This window comes from Lysinibacillus sphaericus (genome assembly GCF_015844675.1).
Classification (GTDB): Bacteria; Bacillota; Bacilli; order Bacillales_A; family Planococcaceae; genus Lysinibacillus; species Lysinibacillus sphaericus_E.
In genome coordinates this window covers 1-21639 of sequence record NZ_LDGC01000056.1, presented here as the reverse complement: position 1 = coordinate 21639, position 21639 = coordinate 1, and the positions used below count along the sequence as shown (strand labels likewise).

At 39.4% G+C, this 21639-nt stretch carries 16 protein-coding genes and 2 rRNA genes; 7 read left to right on the top strand and 11 right to left on the bottom strand.

Annotated elements, in window-relative coordinates; all coding sequences use genetic code 11:
• The first annotated feature begins 93 nt into the window (after positions 1 to 93).
• From ABE34_RS14270 to dltD, 6 genes are all read left to right on the top strand, one after another.
• Entirely contained in the window at positions 94 to 1734 is a 1641-nt protein-coding gene (locus tag ABE34_RS14270; protein ID WP_197143204.1) for an alkaline phosphatase, read from the top strand.
• Between the two features lie 1238 nt (positions 1735 to 2972).
• Positions 2973 to 3110: a teichoic acid D-Ala incorporation-associated protein DltX gene (locus ABE34_RS14265; protein ID WP_079561393.1), complete on the top strand. Its 138-nt coding sequence runs from the start codon at positions 2973 to 2975 to the stop codon at positions 3108 to 3110.
• Positions 3111 to 3128: 18 nt separating this feature from the next.
• Positions 3129 to 4601: a D-alanine--poly(phosphoribitol) ligase subunit DltA gene (gene dltA, locus ABE34_RS14260; RefSeq protein WP_197143203.1), complete on the top strand. Its 1473-nt coding sequence runs from the start codon at positions 3129 to 3131 to the stop codon at positions 4599 to 4601.
• Positions 4598 to 5761 carry a D-alanyl-lipoteichoic acid biosynthesis protein DltB gene (gene dltB, locus ABE34_RS14255; RefSeq protein WP_197143202.1) on the top strand — a complete coding sequence of 388 codons (1164 nt, stop codon included), beginning with the start codon at positions 4598 to 4600 and terminating at the stop codon, positions 5759 to 5761. Before dltA ends, dltB begins: the two co-directional genes overlap by 4 nt.
• 44 nt (positions 5762 to 5805) lie before the next feature.
• Positions 5806 to 6039, top strand: coding sequence for a D-alanine--poly(phosphoribitol) ligase subunit 2 (dltC, locus tag ABE34_RS14250; RefSeq protein WP_079561390.1), 234 nt, complete (start codon positions 5806 to 5808; stop codon positions 6037 to 6039).
• On the top strand, positions 6036 to 7211 hold the full coding sequence (dltD, locus tag ABE34_RS14245; protein ID WP_197143201.1) for a D-alanyl-lipoteichoic acid biosynthesis protein DltD: 1176 nt from the start codon (positions 6036 to 6038) through the stop codon (positions 7209 to 7211). The genes dltC and dltD overlap by 4 nt, the downstream gene beginning before the upstream one ends.
• Before the next feature lie 556 nt (positions 7212 to 7767).
• Here dltD and ABE34_RS14235 read toward each other — a convergent pair.
• Positions 7768 to 8277 (bottom strand): GNAT family N-acetyltransferase, encoded by a 510-nt coding sequence (locus ABE34_RS14235; protein WP_197143234.1) that lies wholly within the window; start codon positions 8275 to 8277, stop codon positions 7768 to 7770.
• 294 nt (positions 8278 to 8571) lie between these two features.
• Between ABE34_RS14235 and ABE34_RS14230 the strand changes: the two genes are divergently transcribed.
• On the top strand, positions 8572 to 9192 hold the full coding sequence (locus tag ABE34_RS14230; RefSeq protein WP_197143199.1) for a hypothetical protein: 621 nt from the start codon (positions 8572 to 8574) through the stop codon (positions 9190 to 9192).
• 244 nt (positions 9193 to 9436) lie between these two features.
• On the opposite strand, the gene ABE34_RS14225 is transcribed toward ABE34_RS14230, so the two are convergent.
• The 10 genes from ABE34_RS14225 to ABE34_RS14185 form a co-directional block, all read right to left on the bottom strand.
• Positions 9437 to 9973, bottom strand: a complete 537-nt coding sequence (locus ABE34_RS14225; protein WP_197143198.1) for a DUF6241 domain-containing protein — start codon at positions 9971 to 9973, stop codon at positions 9437 to 9439.
• Between the two features lie 320 nt (positions 9974 to 10293).
• Positions 10294 to 11586, bottom strand: coding sequence for a phosphopyruvate hydratase (gene eno, locus ABE34_RS14220; RefSeq protein ID WP_197143197.1), 1293 nt, complete (start codon positions 11584 to 11586; stop codon positions 10294 to 10296).
• A 2-nt stretch (positions 11587 to 11588) separates the two neighbouring features.
• Positions 11589 to 13130 carry a 2,3-bisphosphoglycerate-independent phosphoglycerate mutase gene (gene gpmI, locus ABE34_RS14215; protein WP_197143196.1) on the bottom strand — a complete coding sequence of 514 codons (1542 nt, stop codon included), beginning with the start codon at positions 13128 to 13130 and terminating at the stop codon, positions 11589 to 11591.
• Positions 13123 to 13884: a triose-phosphate isomerase gene (gene tpiA / locus ABE34_RS14210; protein ID WP_197143195.1), complete on the bottom strand. Its 762-nt coding sequence runs from the start codon at positions 13882 to 13884 to the stop codon at positions 13123 to 13125. Before tpiA ends, gpmI begins: the two co-directional genes overlap by 8 nt.
• 31 nt (positions 13885 to 13915) lie before the next feature.
• Positions 13916 to 15100, bottom strand: coding sequence for a phosphoglycerate kinase (locus ABE34_RS14205; RefSeq protein WP_197143194.1), 1185 nt, complete (start codon positions 15098 to 15100; stop codon positions 13916 to 13918).
• 482 nt (positions 15101 to 15582) lie between these two features.
• A complete protein-coding gene (gap, locus tag ABE34_RS14200) occupies positions 15583 to 16599 on the bottom strand; it encodes a type I glyceraldehyde-3-phosphate dehydrogenase (RefSeq protein WP_197143193.1) in 1017 nt (338 codons plus the stop codon).
• A 124-nt stretch (positions 16600 to 16723) separates the two neighbouring features.
• Positions 16724 to 17755: a sugar-binding transcriptional regulator gene (locus tag ABE34_RS14195; protein ID WP_197143192.1), complete on the bottom strand. Its 1032-nt coding sequence runs from the start codon at positions 17753 to 17755 to the stop codon at positions 16724 to 16726.
• A gap of 607 nt (positions 17756 to 18362) precedes the next feature.
• Positions 18363 to 18485, bottom strand: coding sequence for a hypothetical protein (locus ABE34_RS25455; protein ID WP_263297453.1), 123 nt, complete (start codon positions 18483 to 18485; stop codon positions 18363 to 18365).
• Positions 18486 to 18864: 379 nt separating this feature from the next.
• Positions 18865 to 18980 (bottom strand): 5S ribosomal RNA (gene rrf, locus ABE34_RS14190).
• Positions 18981 to 19162: 182 nt separating this feature from the next.
• Positions 19163 to 21639, bottom strand: a 23S ribosomal RNA gene (locus ABE34_RS14185); the annotation flags it as partial.

The window sequence follows — 21639 nt, the reverse complement described above, 5'->3', positions numbered from 1 at the left end:
TAACAATCCCCCACAATTTATAACAATAATTTCATCCTAGCTTTACAAACTTCCTTTACACTTACTTGTGAATTGACCAAAAGGAGGAAAATCATGAAAGTCTCAAAAAAATGGAGTTCATTATTTTTAGCAAGTGCTATTGCTTTATCGTCGATTAGTATCGCTCAGCCGCAAGTACAAGCAGCTCAAGTGAAGAAGCCAACAAATGTAATAATGCTCGTGATGGATGGTAGTAGTAATAATGCTGTTACCCTTTCTCGTTGGTACAAAGGGGAAAGCTTGGCTATGGATGAAATTTTATCAGGGGCAGTACGTACATACTCTGCCGATTCAGCCATTACTGACTCAGCCCCTGCCGCTACTGCGTTAGCAACTGGTCATAAATCAAACGATAAATTTGTAGGTGTGCTACCAGCCGTTATTAATTCGCCAGGATTAGATCCAATTGCTAAAGAAGATGCTTACAGACCTGTAGCTAATGTGTTGGAAGGAGCTAAGCAACAAGGCAAGGCAACTGGATTGATTTCTACTTCAGAAATTCAGCATGCTACTCCAGCTGGCTTTTCTGCTCATGTGAAAAATAGAAGCCAATACGATGACATTGCTGAGCAGCAAGTTTATCAAAACATAGATGTCGTGTTAGGTGGCGGCTTAGAGTCTTTGGCTCCGGGCACTACTAAAAATGCTCGTAAAGATGGCGAGCATTTAGTGGATGTCTTAAAAGAAAAAAATTATGACCTTGTTAAGACGCGTGATGAGCTCTTCAAAAGTAAATCGTCAAAAATTTGGGGAAGCTTTGCTCCAAGTGATCTTGCCTACGATTTAGATCGTGCTACAACAAGAGCATCTGAGCCTACACTCGCTGAGATGACAAATAAAGCGATTAATACGCTTAAAAAGGATGAAGATGGTTTCTTCTTATTTGTAGAAGGCAGTAAGGTAGACTGGGCGGCACACGCAAATGACACGATTGGCATCATTAGCGATATTTTATCGTTTGATGCTGCAGTCAAAGAAGCCGTTGATTTTGCAAAAAAAGATGGCAATACAATGGTCATTGCTGTTACAGACCACGGCAATAGTGGGATTACAATGGGTAATGTTAACACGACAAGTACTTATTCCTACACACCTGTATCTGCTTATATTGATCCTCTGAAGAAGGCTAAAATGACAATTGAAGGTGCATTAAGCCAATTAAAAGAAGATAAATCAAATATTGTAGAAGTTGCTGCACTTTATGGCTTAGATAATCTATCTGAGAATGAGCTTGCAACGTTAAAATCGACTAAAGATCTGGGCAAAGAAATGGTAAAAATGCTCGCGAATCGCGCCAATATCGGTTATACAACTGGTGGGCACACGGGTGAAGATGTATTCTTATACTCATTCGGACCATCTAAAATTACAGGCCTTGTCGAAAATACGGATTTAGCACATACGATGGCAAAGTTTATGGGCTTTGATTTAAATACGCTTTCAGATGATTTATATATACCCGCAACAAAAGCGTTCACAGAAAAAGGCTACACTTCTAAAATTGACTTAAGTGATAAAGAAAACCCTAAGTTTATTGCACAAAAAAAGAATGTAACCATCACAATCCCAGTTAATAAGAACACAGTAGTATACGAACAAGACAAAACCGCAAAAACACATACGTTTGACACAATCAATGTCTACAACGGCACTGACTTTTACGTTTCCAATAAAGTATTAAAGCTTCTCAAATAAAGTGAAACTTTAATCAGCGAGGAGTCTCTTCATCCTCGCTGATTATTAGTTTCACCAATCGGGCTTTTACGGGCAGTTTCTCTCTATATATTTTGAGGCGTAACGCTTTAATCTTGCTTCGCTTTAGGTACAAAATAAATTACTGCCCGTTAAAGCGGGATAAAGTGAAACTTAATCAGTGGTGGGTTCTTTTCCACCACTGATTATTAGCTTTCACCAATCGGGCTTCTACGGGCAGTTTCTCTCTATATTTTGAGGCAAAGCACTTTGATCTTGCTTCACTTTAATACAGATAAAATTACTGCCCGTTAAAGCGGGATAAAGTGAAACTTAATCAGTGGTGGGTTCTTTTCCACCACTGATTATTAGCTTTCACCAATCGGGCTTCTACGGGCAGTTTCTATATATATTTTGAGGCAAAGCACTTTGATCTTGCTTCACTTTAATACAGATAAAATTACTGGGCTTCTACGGGCAGTTTCTCTCTATAATTATGAGGCGAAACCCTTTGTATCTTACTTCGCTTTGGATACAAATAAATTACTGCCCGTTAAAGCGGGACAACAAAGGTGCTATCATAGTTGAGATAATCAACTGATAATGGCGCTTTTCTTTTTGCTCAAATATCCTTTACAACAGTCTCCTAAGATTCTTAATCCTTCGTATGTTTGGCTTGTGGCTTCTTTTTTCATTAATCCCTTAGTATCTCTTCATATTTTATACCAACATTTTTCCTCAAATTTACTTTGATTTTACTTTCATTGATTATGCTTAATGTAACGAAATGATCAACTTCCACTCTCGTTTTGATTGTCGCCAACCGACATTCATCTCCGGCTTATTCATTAGTTGGGGGTTTCTGTCGGAAATTGATGAAAATATTTTCGAATGTTCTGTCACGAAATTTAAGGATTTCTTAAGTACAAATGAAGCGGAAAATCAGCGATAATGAATAAGGATCACGTTTAGAAAAATTCAAGTTGCGGTGAATCAAAAAAAATCACTTTCTTACCATAATAATAGTCATGATTGTCGAAACCTTAATTTTACCTTAAATTAATCTTATGATTTCATGAATAAACAGAAATTTAGCAACAATCTTCTCTACAATCCGTCAAATCAATGTTAAAAATTTAAGTAAGGTAAAAATAATTTAGAAATAACTTGAAAAAATATCAATTTATTTAGTATATTTACAAAGTTATAATCTTTTTTCATTTTTAATTGGAGGTGGACTAATGCAATCCATTAAAAATAATGAGCTTTTTCGTTTTATAGGCTTTACGTTATTTTATTTCATGATTTTAGTGCTCTTGTTTCTTATTCATGGCTTCCATGATATGAACGCAGGACCATTTATATATACGGAATTTTAAGAAAAGGAGATATAAACTATGTTAAGTATTTTAGAGGCTATTCAAAAAGTGGCACAACAGCATCCACATCGCACTGCCTATCAAACCGATAGTGATTCCTTAACGTTTGGTGAGCTTTGGCATCTGTCTGATTGTGTAGCACAATATTTAATGGCTCTTGATTTAAAAAGACAACAACCTATCGTCGTCTATGGGCATATGTCACCTTTACAAATCGTTGCCTTTTTAGGTGCTGTAAAGGCGGGTCACCCGTACGTGCCTGTTGACTCTTCTACACCGTCTGAAAGGTTACAGATTATTATAGAAGCTTCTGAGGCTTGCTTGCTACTAAAAACTGAAACGTTAAGCTTAAACTTACATGTCCCTGTAGTAGAGGTAAGTGATTTAGTAGCTCAACCTACTAGCATTTCGACTGAGCCTTCAACTTGGGTTAAAGATCAAGAAATTTATTATATTATTTACACATCTGGTTCTACTGGTAAACCAAAAGGTGTTCAAATTACAGCTGATAATTTAGCGCATTTTGTTGCTTGGATGCATGAACACTTCCCTTTACAGGAATCTGGAGTGTTTCTAAATCAAGCGCCTTATTCCTTCGATTTATCTGTAATGGATTTATATCCTGCACTAGTGAGCGGGCAAACACTTTACGCGATTAAGCAAGAGCAAATTGCTAATCCAAAAGCGTTATTTGAGTCATTAGCTTCATCTAATGTTCGCGTTTGGACTTCCACACCTTCCTTCGCGAAGATCTGTTTAATGAACAAGGAGTGGGATCAAGCGTTAATGCCTTCTTTAGATACATTTTTATTCTGCGGAGAAGTGTTACCAGTATCTGTAGCTTCGGAATTAATGCAGCGCTTCCCTCAAGCTTCTATTTTTAATTTATACGGCCCTACAGAAACAACTGTTGCCGTTTCTTATGTAGAAGTAACAAAGGAGCTTTTGGAGCAGTTTGACCAACTACCAATCGCCCCTATATCTGAGCCTAATCTATCCTTATTAGAAGATAGCGAGATTATTATTTCTGGACCGACTGTAAGTGCAGGTTATCTTGGTGCGCCTGATTTAACGCTTAAAGCATTTCCTACAATAGGGGATCAACGTATTTATAAAACTGGAGACGTTGGTTATGAAAAAGATGGCTATCTGTTCTTCTCTGGACGAAAAGATTTCCAGGTGAAGCTACACGGTTATCGTCTAGAGATTGAGGAAATTGAAAAACAAATGGGCAATCTTCCACCTGTATCTAGCTGTGTTATTATACCTGTTTCAAAAAATGGTGAGATTGTATCATTAAGTGCGTATATTGTTCTTCGAGAACCGTTGACGGACTCTGCTTTCAAAATGACGAAGCAGCTTAAAGCATTGTTATCGGAGTATTTACCATCCTATATGATTCCGAAAACATTCAAATACATTGACACTTTACCTTTAAATACAAACGGTAAAGTTGATCGTAAAGGATTGGCGGTTATGGAAACAGTATGACGCCTTATGGAAATATAGTTTTTTTCATCATCATTGGTATTTTGTTGCTACCAACAATTATTTTAGGACTACGCGGGAAATCAGCTAAAGGTTATAATATCGTTATTTCGATCGTCGTTTTAGCTCTTATTTTTGGTAACTCCCTTAACGGTTCCATTTCTCTTATACTGTTTACAGTATTTCAGTTATTATTAATTATCGGTTACCAAAAATATCGCTTCCAGAAGAATAACACTTCTGTATTCGTCATTGCTGTACTACTGTCCATTTTGCCACTTGTGCTTGTGAAGGTTCTGCCAATGCTTGGCCTTCAGAATTTATTTGGATTCTTAGGGGTATCCTATATTACCTTTAAATCAGTACAGATGATTTTAGAAACGCGAGATGGCTTAATTAAGGATAAAATTTCACCAGTTGAGCTTGCTTATTTCTTACTGTTCTTCCCAACGGTATCATCAGGACCTATTGATCGTTGGAGACGCTTTTATAAAGATATGCACACAGCGCCGTCTGGGCAAGACTATCAAAAGCTGCTGTTAAGCGGGATCAATTATATATTTGTAGGCTTTTTATATAAGTTTATTTTGGCTTATTTAATCTACAATTACACTCTTATTTATTTACCAAGCCAAACATATAACTATTTGACACCTTTCCAAGGGCAAATAGCGTATATGTATATGTATAGTTTTTATTTATTTTTCGATTTTGCGGGTTATAGTGCGTTTGCCGTTGGTGTCAGTCGCATTATGGGTGTTCAAACGCCTATTAACTTTAACCGTCCATTCTCGAGTCGCAATATTAAAGACTTTTGGAACCGTTGGCATATGAGTCTTTCCTTCTGGTTCAGGGATTATGTTTATATGCGTTTCGTGCTTTGGATGACAAAGAAAAAATGGATTAAAAACAAATATACAGTTTCTTATATCGGCTTCTTTTTACTGTTCTTTTTAATGGGGATTTGGCACGGATTAGAATTGCACTTTGTTGTCTATGGTCTCTACCATGCCCTGTTAATTATCAGCTTCGATAAATTTGAACGTTGGAATAAAAAGCGTAAACTTTGGCCGAAAAATAAATGGACTCATGCAATTGGCGTATTTATTACTTTTAATGCCGTTTGCTTTGGTTTCTATATTTTCTCAGGAACATTATTTTAATTAACGGCTCTAACGTAGCCTAAACAATAAAGGAGATTTATACAATGGATAAACAACAAGTTTTAGAAATGCTAGTAGAGTTATGTGAGGATGAAATCGTTTTAGAAAATCCAGATATCGATTTATTTGAAGAAGGTCTTCTTGATTCATTCGGTACAATTAATTTATTAGTGGAAATTGAAAACCGCTTTAATATTTCAGTACCAATTACTGATTTCAACCGTGAGGAATGGAACACGCCAAATCGTATTGTAGCGGAATTAGCTGAAAGACAATGATTAAGAAAGGCTTTCTATCATTATTAATTGCTTTTGTTCTTTTTGCTGGCGTTATATTCTTCCCTAATTCTTGGATAGAAGCTTGGATTTCAGATGAAGATGTAGAGCAGGCAAAGACGAGTATGTCTCCGTTAGTATTCCAAGGAATGTATTTCCAAGAGCGGATGTTGCAGGAGCCTAGTACTATGCCTTTATACGGCTCCTCTGAATTAAATCGTTTTGACCCTTTCCACCCTTATAATTATGCTCGAGCTACAAATGCTCCGTATACGACATTTATGGTCGGACGTGGTGGAATGCAGTCTATTACACACTTTTTAAACTTTGCTGCACAGGAAGAGAATTTAAAGGATAAGAAAATTGTCTTCATCATTTCGCCTCAATGGTTTACGAAAAAGGGAATGAATGAGTTACATTTTTCTCCTAACTATTCGATGTTGCATGCTTATGATTTAGCATACAATAAGGACATTGACGAGGATCTTCGAAATCGAGGAATGGAACGCCTTCTTGCCTTCGATACTGTCAATCGTGATGATTTGTTAAAAACAATTTACGAATATAAAATATCTGGCGGTAAAGAAAAACCAATCATTGGACGACTTGCCATGATTGCAGGCCATGTCCAAAAGGCACTTTTAGAGAAAAAAGATTTGTATTACTCTTTATTCCCTCGAGAGCCGCATAAATTAAAAAATAATGACAAGCTAGTTGTTGACCAAACATTTGAGCAACAACTGGAAAACGCCGAGAAATACGGCGAGAAACGTGTATCCAATGATTTAATGATTGAAAACAAGTTTTATAAGCGACTTAAAAACGCTAATATTAATAAGTTTAAAGGTATGCGCAAAAACGAAGATTATACAACTTCACCTGAATATGAGGATTTACAGCTAGTTATCGATGTTTTAAAGGACGCTGGTGCAAAGCCACTATTTGTTTCAATTCCAGTAAATGGTCATTGGTATGACTACACGGAATATCCTGAGGAACGTCGACAAAAGTATTACGATAAAATGGAGCAGATTTTGACTGATAATGAAGTTCCTTTTGTTGATTTCTCAGACCATGACTATGATCCTTATTTCATTATGGATACGATTCATATCGCTTGGAAAGGCTGGGTATATCTGGATCAAGAGCTAGATAAATACTGGGCGGAGAAATAGATCGTTTTACAAACGTAGAGGCAGTCTAAAGTGTAGCTCACTTTAGGCTGTCTCTTTTTTTATGCGGATTATCTTTGAGGGTAAATGAATGTTTAATGTTTGCTCATTCTCGAAAAAAGAAATAAAGGTTTCATATATTGTTTAAAGTACGTCTCTTCGGCAAAACGAGGAGGTTGATTTCCGTTCCGACTGGGCGTCCTGGCTGCGTCCGATGAGCCGCTCCGCTTCGCTGCAGGGTCTCGGGCCAACAGATGTCTTTTGCGCGAAAGTGTGAGTGCAACGTAGCGGCAGCATAGGGTTTTGGTTTTGTTTGTGCGAAAGCGCAGCGACAGCAAAAGGGTTTTATCTGCGCGAAAGCGAAGCGGCAGCGGCAACAGCACGATGTTGGTCACGAAGGCGTTATCACAGAATGTGACGCTTTTCGTTCCTCGCGTTATGGGATTAATACTTAATTCTTTATTTATATGCCTACGTATTCACTCTATGTTGTTGCATCAACTGTATATTGCAATAGCTTCCTCCATATTAAAATTAATGCCCCCGCTCCCTACTCTGTTCATTTATCAAACGAAAACAGTCTAAGCTTTTCTGCATCATTGGAAAATTGGACTACTCTTTCAAACTTCAAACCTATTTTTTCGAGTAGTTTGGCTGAAGCGTGATTTTCTTGAGTTGTGATGGCTACTATACGATTTAGACCTAGTGTATTTAAACCGTATGCTAATGTCGCTGATGCTGCTTCATAGGCGTATCCTTTTCCCCAATACTTAGGAAGAAAAGCGAAGCCTATATCCATATCTTCTAGCGACTCTCTTTTAACAAAACCACAAATTCCTATCGGGCTTTGATCTTCTTTTCTTTCAACTAAATAAAAACAAAAGCCAAATTGTTCATATGTGCGAATCGCTCCATTCACTATATATTCATGCGCATCCTCTACGGTTCTCACACCGCGATCACCAATGAACTCTAGCCATGAAGGTTCATTCATTAGCTCAAGTATAAAACTCGCATCATCTGTTGTTTGTAGGCGAAGGGTAAGTCGTTCTGTTTCAATAATTGTCATCGTAATTCCCTTTCCTTTCAGCATTTTATTCTCCACTGCCTAAGCTTTTTTGTAACTTATGCTTCACTTATGAATTTAATATACAATAACGGACTAACAACTGCACTTGCATAGCTCTCATACTGAGAAAAGAGTAAATCCAATCTCTCGAGCTCATCCAAATAATCGCAACATGTGTATTCATTCCATTAAAAGAATTACACTATTTTTTACAATATTTGCCGTATAATAATCTATAAGATAGTCACCATTTTTGTTAAATGCGGTAAATTCATTAAAAATGGAGGTATTTGTTTGAGAAATAAGTATTTTATTTTTAGTATCCTATCAACATTATTCTTGTTATTTCTTTCAGGTTGTACTGATCAAAAAGAAGACACAGAATTAGCGACTATTTCAACTAACACTGATTCTAAATATGCTAATACTTTCAAAGATTTAAATTTAGGCATCTTATTCGACTACAATTTCAAATTAAATAATGCCGATGAAAATTGGGTTGATCTTTGGGTTGAACGTTACAAAGATGGAAAGTTGGATTCTAATTCATTAACTAAACTATCCTATGGGCAAAGTCCAACCGAAGTAGAAAAAGGTCATATAGGATTTGGGATACTCAATACTGATGATGAATCTTTTGCCTTTCTTTATGGGCCGGGTATGAAATCAACTCCTCAAAAAATCGGCAAAATTCCTTCCACTGAAAATAGTGTTAGTGGATGGTATTATGCATTTGGAGATGAAACAGTTAAATTAAAATTAAATGAAACTTATGTATTGGGTGTCTACAGTGAATCAAAAGGAAACTCTTTACGAACATATGACTTGCAGGACGAGAATGAAGTAAAAAAAATGATAGATGATGTCCATGTTGTATATTTATTAAAACTAAAAATTCATAATGAATCTAATTGATTTAACCCCATTTCAAGGGCATTAAGAGCCGGATTTTTATCCTGCCTGAGCGGTTTTCTTAGGGACCCAAAAGCTACTCTCAATACCCCTCCTAAGCAACTAAAAATCGCCCCTAAAGTAAATAAATACTTTTGAGGCGATACTAGTGAAGCTACTAAAGAATAGCTTATTTTAATATGAGATTCCGAAAGCTTGCGTTTGTACTCGGTGGCGGACAAATAAAAAATGGTGTCATTACTGAGTGCTATTTATCATATAAGTCATATGTTAAATTGTTTTCAATATAAGCTTGCTCTTCAGCTTGAGTCAACAAACGAATTGCTTTCCCTGAATTTCTTGACTCGTCGCCTCCTTGCATCTCCCAAATTGCGTTATGATCTTCTACAGCATGAGAAAAATCACCTTTCGACCATCTTTCCAATATCTCAATGTAAAGTTCTTTAAATTTATAATTGCTTTCTTTGGAAATTTTCAACAATCGGTCAACTTTGGCCTGTGTTATTTGCGTGTGACCCCATTTTACTTTAGCTTCAACTTTTTGGTGAGACATACTATGAATGGCTTCGTTCACTTTATGTTCTATTAAGTTGTCAGGATAAAGCAATTCTTCTTTTGTAACAATTTTATTTTCAAGCGTTACTCCCCCATGTTCAACAGTTGCTTTTTCTTTTTCGGGAGTAGGTTTTTCTATTTGATTTGTGAATTGAGTGTAAGCATAAGCTCCAGCGATGATGGCTAATACTGCAATGATAATGATTGCCGATTTTGTTTTTCTCTGCATATTATTAAACCTCACTTATAATTTGTATGTAATTATGCAATTTGGTTTATTTTATGTAATTAGTTTAATAATAACAGATTAAGTTCAATGGAAATATATTTAACCGCCTCCACTCTCGATTGTTTCAGTCATGCTAATGGTGCATAACCAAAGTTCACGAATGTAAATTCTTTCAACAAATCTTGAATAAGCACGAAAAAACCTCCAATCTACAAGTGTTTATCACACTCATAAATCAGAGGTTGAAACAATACATAAGTATTGCTAAATTCACTTAAATGTATGACATAGTTCAAGCCATTTTTCATTCAAGGGATAGCTTATTTTAAATTATAGAATGAGTTTAAACCAAGATACTCAGCTGTTGAACCAAGTTGATCTTCGATTCGAAGAAGTTGGTTGTATTTAGCTACGCGGTCTGTACGTGATGGAGCACCTGTTTTAATTTGGCCAGCGTTTGTAGCAACTGCGATATCAGCAATTGTTGCATCCTCAGATTCACCAGAACGGTGTGAGATAACTGCTGTGTAACCTGCGCGTTTTGCCATTTCAATCGCTTCAAATGTTTCTGTTAACGTACCGATTTGGTTAACTTTGATAAGGATTGCATTACCAACACCTTGCTCAATACCAGCCGCTAATTTTTTCGTATTTGTTACGAATAGATCGTCGCCTACTAATTGTACGCGAGCGCCAATGCGGTCTGTTAATAATTTGTGTCCTGCCCAGTCGTTTTCGTCTAAGCCATCTTCAATTGAGATGATTGGGTATTTAGCAGTTAACTCTTCGTACCAGTCAACCATTTCTTCAGAAGTTTTGACAACACCTTCACCCTCTAAGTGATATTTGCCATCTTCTTTATTGAATAATTCAGATGAAGCAACGTCCATTGCAAGTTTCACTTCTTCACCTGGTTTATAGCCAGCTTTTTCGATTGCTTCTAAAATTACAGTAATTGCTTCTTCGTTAGAACCAAGGTTTGGTGCAAAACCACCTTCATCACCTACAGCTGTATTATAGCCTTTCGCTTTAAGTACTGCTTTTAAGTTGTGGAAGATTTCAGCACCCATACGTAATGCATGACGGAATGATTCTGCTCCTACAGGCATTACCATGAATTCTTGAATGTCTACGTTGTTATCAGCGTGAGCACCACCATTTATGATGTTCATCATTGGTACTGGTAGTTGTTTTGCGTTAAATCCACCAAGATATTGATAAAGAGGTACATCTAAATAATCTGCCGCAGCATGTGCAACTGCCATTGATACACCTAAAATAGCGTTGGCACCTAACTTACCTTTGTTTTCTGTGCCATCTAGCTCGATTAAAGCTTTGTCGATGACTACTTGATCAAGAACTGAGTAGTTACCTTCTAGCTCTTGAGCAATAATTGTGTTTACATTTTCAACTGCTTTTAATACACCTTTGCCTAGGTAACGTGATTTGTCACCATCGCGTAATTCTACTGCCTCATATTCACCTGTAGATGCACCTGATGGTACGATAGAGCGTCCAAAAGCGCCTGATTCTGTAAATACTTCAACTTCTACTGTTGGGTTCCCACGTGAGTCTAAAACTTCGCGCGCATAAATCTGTGTAATAAATGGCATAATTAATTCTCCTCTTTTTCAATTAATGATTGACCTGTCATTTCAGAAGGTTGTGACACCTCTAATAATTCTAACATGGTTGGCGCCAAATCGGCTAAAATGCCACCATTTCTTAACATTAAATTTGGTTTTGTCACAATTACTGGAACAGGATTTGTTGTATGAGCTGTCATCGGAGCCCCTTCTAAAGTAAGTACTTCATCAGAGTTCCCATGGTCAGCTGTAATAATAGCTGTGCCACCTTTTGCAAGGAGTGCATCTACTACTTTCCCAAGACATTCATCGACTGTTTCAATGGCCTTGATTGTTGGCTCTAACATTCCACTATGCCCCACCATGTCAGGGTTAGCGAAATTAAGAATAATGCCATCAAATTTATCGGCCGCAATCTCTGCAAGCAATGCTTCTGTTACCTCATAAGCACTCATTTCAGGTTTTAAATCGTATGTTGCAACCTTTGGTGATGCAATTAAAATACGTTCTTCACCGGCAAATTTATCCTCACGACCACCACTCATAAAGAATGTAACATGCGGATACTTTTCTGTTTCTGCAATACGAAGCTGTGTTTTACCATTAGTAGCTAACACTTCACCAATCGTATTTTTCAAGTTGTCGCTTTCATACGCAACTTGTGCATTTACTTCATCACTGTAATGTGTGAAGGATACAAATTTTATATTCTTTGGATGTTTAGCTGATATTGCAAAGCCATCAAATTCATCATTTGTAAACACTTTAGATAGTTGAATTGCACGGTCAGGGCGGAAATTGAAGAAAATAACTGCGTCATTATCGTCAATCGTTGCCACTGCTTCACCATGCTCTTGAACGCTAAATGGAATAATAAACTCATCTGTTACATCACGTTCATATGATTCAGCTACACCACTTGTTGCACTATCGGCTGTTTGTCCAACACCATCAACTAGTACATTGTACGTAAGAGCTACACGATCCCAACGTTTATCACGATCCATCGCGTAATAACGACCATGAATGGAAGCGAATTGACCTACGCCAGTTTCCTCCATTTGTTTTTCAGTTTCTTTAATATAGTCTAAAGCTGTTGTCGGTCCAACATCACGACCATCTAAGAAACCATGTACAAAGACTTTGTCTAAGCCTTGTTGCTTTGCAAGCTTTAATAGTGCAAACATATGCTCATAGTGACTATGTACGCCACCATCTGATAGTAAGCCCATAATATGAAGCTTAGATTGATGTGCTTTCACATGTGCCATTGCATCCAAGAATGCTTGATTCGTAAAGAAATCTCCTTCACGAATTGATTTGTTTAAGCGTGTTAAGCTTTGATAGACAATACGTCCAGCACCGATATTCAGGTGTCCAACTTCAGAGTTCCCCATTTGACCATCGGGTAACCCTACCGCTTCACCTGCTGCCGTTAATGTTGAGTGCGGGAACTCATTCCAAAAACGATCGAAATTAGGTTTGTTTGCCTGAGCTACTGCATTTCCGAACGTTTCATCGCGGAATGCAAAGCCGTCTAAAATAATTAATGCTACTGGCTTTTTAGGCATTTGCTGCCGCCTCCAATAATTTTAAATATGAGTCTGGTTGTAAGCTTGCACCGCCAACTAAAGCGCCATCGATATGCTCTTTTGATAATAATTCCTGAATGTTTTCAGGTTTTACGCTACCACCATATTGAATACGTACAGCAGCGGCTGTTTCAGCATTATATAATTCCTTAATGACTGCGCGAATTGCACCGCATACTTGGTTAGCATCTTCTGCTGTAGCTGTTTTACCTGTACCAATTGCCCAAATAGGCTCGTAGGCGATTACCATATGCTCTACTTCTTGTGCCCCAAATCCAGCAAGTGCAGCTGTAATTTGATGAGCAACCTTTTGCTCAGTAGTTCCCGCTTCACGTTCCTCAAGCGTTTCTCCACAGCAAATAATTGGTACGATATTATGTGCAAGTGCTGCAGCAACCTTTTTATTGATGGCTTCATCTGTCTCGTTATAATATTCACGTCGTTCAGAATGTCCTAAAATAACATAGTCTACTTCCACACTTGCTAACTGAGCTGGACTAACTTCTCCAGTAAATGCACCTTCGTTTTCATAGTGCATCGTTTGTGCACCAATGGCTAACTCAGATTCACTCGCAACTTGCACAAGCGTAGGTAGGTAAAGTGCTGGTGCACAAACAACAGCGTCTACTTTATCGTTTGAAGGAATTTTGTCCTGTACTGCATCGACAAACTGAATAGCCTCTTCAAATGTTTTATACATTTTCCAGTTACCTGCAATAATTGGTTTACGCATTGTTTTTGCCTCCTATATTTTTTATTCCGTTTTACTTATCGTTTAATGCCACAATTCCCGGAAGTTCTTTCCCTTCCATCAACTCAAGTGATGCACCGCCACCTGTAGAAATATGGTCCATTTTATCGGCAACTTCAAATTTTTCTACTGCTGCTGCAGAATCCCCGCCACCGATTACTGTATAACCAGTTGTTGTTGCCATAGCTTCAGCTACAGTTTTTGTACCATTAGCAAATTTATCCATTTCAAAGACACCCATTGGTCCATTCCAAATGATTAATTTAGATTCTTTAATAACCTCTGCATACTTAGCAGCTGTTTTCGGACCAATATCTAAGCCCATCCAATCTGCTGGAATAGCGTCTACATCAACAATTTGTGTTTCAGCATCTTTTGAAAATTCGTTTGCGACAACTGCATCGATTGGCATATGTAATTGCACGCCTTTTGCCTTTGCCTTTTCAATAAAGGATTTTGCTAAGTCGATTTTATCTTCCTCTAATAAAGATTTACCGATATCATAGCCTTGCGCTTTAATGAATGTGAATGATAAACCGCCACCGATAATTAAGTGATCTACTTTTTCTAATAAACTTTCAATTACGCCAATTTTGTCTTTTACTTTGGCACCACCGATAATGGCTGTAAATGGATGCTCAGGCTTAGATAACGCTTTACCTAGCACATCTAATTCCTTTTGCATAAGGAAACCAGATACTGCAGGTACATGCTTAGCAATTCCTTCAGTTGACGCGTGAGCACGGTGAGCTGCGCCGAACGCATCATTAACGTAAACGTCCGCTAATTTTGCAAATTGCTCTGCTAATGCAGCATCATTTTTCTCTTCACCAGCGTGGAAGCGAACATTTTCAAGTAACATCATGTCACCATTTTGCATGTTTGCAACAGCTTCTTCTACTTTATTACCAATTGACTCATCTAATTTAGTAACAGGCTTACCCATTAATTCCGCTAAACGTACACCTACTGCAGTTAAGCGCATATCCTCTTTTACTTCACCCTTTGGACGTCCTAAATGAGAGGCTAAAATGACTTTGGCACCTTGCTCCACTAAATATTCAATTGTCGGGATTGCTGCTCGGATACGAGTTTCGTCAGTAATTGCACCATCTGCCATCGGTACATTAAAATCAACACGTACAAATACGCGCTTCCCTTTTACATCAATATCTTTCATCGTCTTTTTATTTAACATGAAGAAACCCCCTTCAAAGTTTTAGTCATGAAATTCCTGGATTCACCCATCTTGGCTCCTCACATCATTCACGTAACTGTTTTATTGTTCCATCAACACATAAAGTTATAACAAGCCTTTTCAGCTAGTATCATCCAAACCTTTAATGAAATACTCTTTTTCTGACTTATCACCAAAAGTTAGACATGGCATTTGTTAAAATATGTACTCAAGGAGTCGCCCAGTCGGAACGGACATCACCCCATATTATGGAGAGTACCCTTTACTTGCCTTTATAGTAGCAAAAGTAACGTTCTATGTCTTGCAATTGCATAACCTGCACGTCGATCTTATATTACGTATAAAAAAGGAGTAAGGGTAAATTTCCCTTACTCCATTACCCTTGTATATTATATCTGTTAGATATTATAAAGGCTATACTTTTTGTGCGCAAAAAGCAGTATTATGTCACACTTTTTACTTTAGTTATCGAATTATGACACTTATTTATTGTTAAATCCTTTTTCTGCGATATATAAAGCTAAGTCCATTAAACGAGTAGAGTAACCAATTTCGTTATCATACCATGCTAGAACTTTTACCATACTATTTTCTAATACCATTGTAGAAAGACCATCTACAGTTGAAGAGTTATGGTTACCATTGTAGTCAATTGACACTAATGGTAGCTCGTTGTATCCTAAAATATCTTTAAGCTCTTTTTCTGAAGCTTCTTTTAATGCAGCATTAATGGATTCTTTTGTTACTTCTGATTTTAGCTCCACTACTAAGTCAACACATGACACGTTTGGTGTTGGTACACGCATAGAGAAGCCGTCTAATTTGCCTTTTAATTGAGGTAATACTTTTGAAACTGCTACTGCTGCCCCTGTTGTTGTTGGAATCATTGACACTGCACCAGCACGTGCGCGACGTGGATCAGAGTGCGGGAAGTCAAGGATACGTTGATCGTTTGTATATGAGTGAATTGTCGTCATCATACCACGTTCAATACCAAATTTTTCATCAAGTATTTTTGCAACTGGCGCTAGACAGTTTGTTGTACAAGAAGCGTTTGAAATAACATCATCTGTTTCAGGGTTATAATCTTCATGGTTAACGCCCATTACAAACGTTGGCATTTCGCCCTTCGCTGGAGCGGAAAGGATAGCTTTTTTTGCACCTGCTTGAACATGTTTCCCTACTTCTTCCATTGAACGGAATCTACCTGTACATTCAAGTACTACATCAACACCTAGTTCACCCCAAGGTAAATTAGCAGGATCTTTTTCTGCATACACGTTAATTTTCTTTCCATTTACTACGAAAGAATCGCCTTCTGCATAAACATCAGCATCGTAGATACCGTGTACTGAATCATAAGTTAATAAGTGTGCAAGTTGACCTGCATCTGTTAGATCATTTACTGCAACCACTTCGATTTCATCGTGTTTCATAGCTTCACGAAATACTAATCGTCCAATACGTCCAAATCCGTTAATCGCTAATTTTAATGCCATTGTCAATTCCTCCAATATTGTTTAAATAATTTATTTTTGCCTCGGACATATATAATATCCGCAATTGGCTTTATTCTCATTCAAGGGTTTTTAACACCCGCTTAAATACGAGTTCCATTGTCATCTATAAAGATGGTAAACCTTCAGCGATCGCTTTTGCGGCTACCTCATCCGTTATAAAAATGGTTTGCTTTGGCGCTACCTTAAAGTACGATAGCATTGCCTTCACTTTTTGTTTACCAGCAGCAACTGCTATAACTTGCTTACTTCTTTGAACTTGCTCAAACTGAATACCGATTGTTCGAATTCGATGTACAATTTCACCTTCTGCATTGAAATAATAGCCAAATGCTTCACTAACTGCACCCTTTTCTTCGAGTATCCGTAAATCTTCAGGCGATGAATTTCGACGAACAGCCATTTCCTCTGCCGAGCCAATACCGTGGATGACACAATCTGCATGATCATAATAATTCATCATTTCAGTTACCATTGGCTCTGTTAACATTGCTTGATAAGCCTGCTCACTTAAATGCTCCGGTAAAAACAAAGTGCGATACTGCGCATTCATTTGCATGGCAAATGTTGAGACAAGTGTATTGGCTTGCATTTGCATTTCATGTCCAATTCCACCACGAGCAGCAACAAATGTGATGTTGTGTGTATCAGTTGGATGTAAAAATTGCGCAAGTGATGCAACCGACTTTCCACCTGTAACAGCTACTGTTTGACCATCAAAGCTAGTTGCCATAAATTGTTGTGCTGCCTCTTTTCCAAGCAATGTTAATATCGTATCGTCTTCGTTGTAATCACCTGGAACAACAATTACATGCTGTAAGCCAAAATGGTTTTCCAGTAATTTAGCTAACTGTGTCAGACCAGACCATTCATAAACTAGTGCTCGTAGCTTATCAATAACTTCTTCACCTTCGTCTGTACATACCATACCCGACTTTTGAGAATCTAATAACCCTTGCTCACGTAAAATATCCGTTTCTTTACGAATTTCTCGTTCGGTCATTTTAAGTGAATCTGCAAGTGTTCGACGCCCAATTGGCTGCATAAGCTGAACTGTTTGCAAAATACGATATCTCGATTGTAGAAGCGGATACATTTCTGGAAGTAGCCTTTGCTGTGCCTCAGGTACAGATAACATATTAACCTACTCCCTTTTTAATAGTTGTGGGTTACTTTTTGTCCCACTATATAAAATTATGTCCCACTTACAACTTTATTATAATACGCTTTAAAATAAAGAGCAAGTAAATGCTATGTATTGGCATTAAAAATTATTTTAAGCATAGTGGCCTAATTACGCCTGTGTTGGGCTTCATTGGAATGTGGGGTTCTTACCGCTCTGTTATGCGGATAAATTAATAAAAATTCTTCGCTATTGCTGATTGGACTGATTGGAGTGGAAGGCTACTCGACTCCCGTGGGTAAGCGAGACAGAAGAGAGACCCTGCACCGATCAGATGTTTTCAGTGCGAAAGCGTAGTGCTAACGTAGCGAAAGCAAGAACAACAGCGGAGGAAGTGGCTCGACGCTCGCCAACAGGAAGCTCTACTTTGTGCGAAAGCGTAGCGGCAGCAAATGTTTTATCTGTGCGAAAGCGAAGCGTCAGCAACAACAAAGCGAGTAGCCTGGAACGGAAATCACCCTCATTTAAAGAGCCACAACGTTTTCATAGATCTCTTAATCATTTTCACCATAATAAAAACCCGTAACCAAATTTGTCATGGTTACGAGTTTTTTTTGTTAGCTTATTTTGTGAAAGATAAAATTGCGTTTTTCTTAAATCCGCCTAAAGCTTTTGTTGCTTCATTTTTATTTGTGTATTCAAAAATACGAACGTCCTTTTTCTCAAATACTGTAATAACCCACATTGTAAAATCTCCCTTCAAATATACGTTTTTGTATTATAACAACCACTAAAAATGTGATACTTTTGATAAACTGTTTTATAACAACTTCTTACTGATTCCTATTCTACTCCTTTTTTTAAAAAAATAAAGCCTAATGTGAAGGTCTTCACAAACTGTTCAAATTCTAAACGTTTTCATTGAACAAATTGTGAATTGTGGTTATTACCGCTAAAAATTTGAGTAAAGTAAAAATTCATCTACTCCTTACGTGTTACGCCCCCACATTCATCGCCTGAAGACTACATAAATTGGCAGGAGCCATAATAGTATCGTTTGGGTTAACATTTACTAAAAAACTGCAAAAAAAAAGCCGAGGAATAAATCCTCGACTTTTTAAGGTGCCTAGCGACGTCCTACTCTCACAGGGGGAAGCCCCCAACTACCATCGGCGCTAAAGAGCTTAACTTCCGTGTTCGGTATGGGAACGGGTGTGACCTCTTTGCCATCATCACTAGACTATTGTCGGCTTTCAATATACATCGTATTTCTTCGTCAGCTTCTGTCGCTAAGTCAGTCACGTACTTGAGTACGCTCCTTCCCTCTCTTCATCGCTTCCTCGAACTACTCGTATCTTGAAACCCTTGAAAGAATTGTTCTTTCAAAACTGGATAAACAGTGCATTGAATGTTTCAAACATTTTGGTTAAGTCCTCGATCGATTAGTATTCGTCAGCTCCATGTGTCACCACACTTCCACCTCGAACCTATCTACCTCATCGTCTTTGAGGGATCTTACTTACTTGCGTAATGGGAAATCTCATCTTGAGGGGGGCTTCATGCTTAGATGCTTTCAGCACTTATCCCGTCCACACATAGCTACCCAGCGATGCCTTTGGCAAGACAACTGGTACACCAGCGGTGTGTCCATCCCGGTCCTCTCGTACTAAGGACAGCTCCTCTCAAATTTCCTACGCCCACGACGGATAGGGACCGAACTGTCTCACGACGTTCTGAACCCAGCTCGCGTACCGCTTTAATGGGCGAACAGCCCAACCCTTGGGACCGACTACAGCCCCAGGATGCGATGAGCCGACATCGAGGTGCCAAACCTCCCCGTCGATGTGGACTCTTGGGGGAGATAAGCCTGTTATCCCCGGGGTAGCTTTTATCCGTTGAGCGATGGCCCTTCCATGCGGAACCACCGGATCACTAAGCCCGTCTTTCGACCCTGCTCGACTTGTAGGTCTCGCAGTCAAGCTCCCTTGTGCCTTTACACTCTACGAATGATTTCCAACCATTCTGAGGGAACCTTTGGGCGCCTCCGTTACCTTTTAGGAGGCGACCGCCCCAGTCAAACTGTCCGCCTGACACTGTCTCCTGCCCCGCTAAGGGGCATGGGTTAGAATTTCAATACAACCAGGGTAGTATCCCACCGACGCCTCCTTCGAAGCTGGCGCTCCGAGATCTCTGGCTCCTACCTATCCTGTACAAGTTGTACCAAAATTCAATATCAGGCTACAGTAAAGCTCCACGGGGTCTTTCCGTCCTGTCGCGGGTAACCTGCATCTTCACAGGTACTATAATTTCACCGAGTCTCTCGTTGAGACAGTGCCCAGATCGTTACGCCTTTCGTGCGGGTCGGAACTTACCCGACAAGGAATTTCGCTACCTTAGGACCGTTATAGTTACGGCCGCCGTTTACTGGGGCTTCAATTCGCAGCTTCGCTTGCGCTAACCACTCCTCTTAACCTTCCAGCACCGGGCAGGCGTCAGCCCCTATACGTCACCTTACGGTTTTGCAGAGACCTGTGTTTTTGCTAAACAGTCGCCTGGGCCTATTCACTGCGGCTCTCATGCGCTTGCACGCTCAAGAGCACCCCTTCTCCCGAAGTTACGGGGTCATTTTGCCGAGTTCCTTAACGAGAGTTCTCTCGCACACCTTAGGATTCTCTCCTCGACTACCTGTGTCGGTTTGCGGTACGGGCACCTCTCACCTCGATAGAGGCTTTTCTTGGCAGTGTGAAATCAGGAACTTCGTCCATACGGACTCGCCATCACAGCTCAACGTTACAGTGTGCGGATTTGCCTACACACACGCCTTACTGCTTGGACGCGCATAACCAACAGCGCGCTTACCCTATCCTACTGCGTCCCCCCATTTCTCAAACGGTGAGGAGGTGGTACAGGAATATCAACCTGTTGTCCATCGCCTACGCCTATCGGCCTCGGCTTAGGTCCCGACTAACCCTGAGCGGACGAGCCTTCCTCAGGAAACCTTAGTCATACGGTGGACGGGATTCTCACCCGTCTTTCGCTACTCATACCGGCATTCTCACTTCTAAGCGCTCCACCAGTCCTTCCGATCTGACTTCAACGCACTTAGAACGCTCTCCTACCACTGACATCGTAGATGTCAATCCACAGCTTCGGTGAATCGTTTAGCCCCGATACATTTTCGGCGCAGCGTCACTCGACCAGTGAGCTATTACGCACTCTTTAAATGATGGCTGCTTCTAAGCCAACATCCTGGTTGTCTGTGCAACGCCACATCCTTTTCCACTTAACGATTACTTTGGGACCTTAGCTGGTGGTCTGGGCTGTTTCCCTTTTGACTACGGATCTTATCACTCGCAGTCTGACTCCCGTGTATAAATATCTGGCATTCGGAGTTTGTCTGAATTCGGTAAACCGGGATGGCCCCCTAGTCCAAACAGTGCTCTACCTCCAGTATTCTCATCACGAGGCTAGCCCTAAAGCTATTTCGGAGAGAACCAGCTATCTCCAAGTTCGATTGGAATTTCTCCGCTACCCACACCTCATCCCCGCACTTTTCAACGTGCGTGGGTTCGGGCCTCCAGTAAGTGTTACCTCACCTTCACCCTGGACATGGGTAGATCACCTGGTTTCGGGTCTACGACCACGTACTAATTCGCCCTATTCAGACTCGCTTTCGCTGCGGCTCCGCCTTCTAAAGCTTAACCTCGCACGTAATCGTAACTCGCCGGTTCATTCTACAAAAGGCACGCTATCACCCATTAACGGGCTCTAACTACTTGTAGGCACACGGTTTCAGGATCTCTTTCACTCCCCTTCCGGGGTGCTTTTCACCTTTCCCTCACGGTACTGGTTCACTATCGGTCACTAGGTAGTATTTAGCCTTGGGAGATGGTCCTCCC

What these genes read in the sequence shown, in the direction of transcription:
- ABE34_RS14270 (WP_197143204.1), top strand. Translation starts at nt 94, where the DNA reads ATGAAAGTCTCAAAAAAATGGAGTTCATTATTTTTAGCAAGTGCTATT.
- dltB (WP_197143202.1), top strand. Translation starts at nt 4,598, where the DNA reads ATGACGCCTTATGGAAATATAGTTTTTTTCATCATCATTGGTATTTTG.
- dltD (WP_197143201.1), top strand. Translation starts at nt 6,036, where the DNA reads ATGATTAAGAAAGGCTTTCTATCATTATTAATTGCTTTTGTTCTTTTT.
- dltA (WP_197143203.1), top strand. Translation starts at nt 3,129, where the DNA reads ATGTTAAGTATTTTAGAGGCTATTCAAAAAGTGGCACAACAGCATCCA.
- dltC (WP_079561390.1), top strand. Translation starts at nt 5,806, where the DNA reads ATGGATAAACAACAAGTTTTAGAAATGCTAGTAGAGTTATGTGAGGAT.
- eno (WP_197143197.1), bottom strand. Translation starts at nt 11,586, where the DNA reads ATGCCATTTATTACACAGATTTATGCGCGCGAAGTTTTAGACTCACGT.
- ABE34_RS25455 (WP_263297453.1), bottom strand. Translation starts at nt 18,485, where the DNA reads ATGTGGGTTATTACAGTATTTGAGAAAAAGGACGTTCGTATTTTTGAA.
- gap (WP_197143193.1), bottom strand. Translation starts at nt 16,599, where the DNA reads ATGGCATTAAAATTAGCGATTAACGGATTTGGACGTATTGGACGATTA.
- gpmI (WP_197143196.1), bottom strand. Translation starts at nt 13,130, where the DNA reads ATGCCTAAAAAGCCAGTAGCATTAATTATTTTAGACGGCTTTGCATTC.
- tpiA (WP_197143195.1), bottom strand. Translation starts at nt 13,884, where the DNA reads ATGCGTAAACCAATTATTGCAGGTAACTGGAAAATGTATAAAACATTT.
- ABE34_RS14235 (WP_197143234.1), bottom strand. Translation starts at nt 8,277, where the DNA reads ATGACAATTATTGAAACAGAACGACTTACCCTTCGCCTACAAACAACA.
- ABE34_RS14265 (WP_079561393.1), top strand. Translation starts at nt 2,973, where the DNA reads ATGCAATCCATTAAAAATAATGAGCTTTTTCGTTTTATAGGCTTTACG.
- ABE34_RS14205 (WP_197143194.1), bottom strand. Translation starts at nt 15,100, where the DNA reads ATGTTAAATAAAAAGACGATGAAAGATATTGATGTAAAAGGGAAGCGC.
- ABE34_RS14225 (WP_197143198.1), bottom strand. Translation starts at nt 9,973, where the DNA reads ATGCAGAGAAAAACAAAATCGGCAATCATTATCATTGCAGTATTAGCC.
- ABE34_RS14195 (WP_197143192.1), bottom strand. Translation starts at nt 17,755, where the DNA reads ATGTTATCTGTACCTGAGGCACAGCAAAGGCTACTTCCAGAAATGTAT.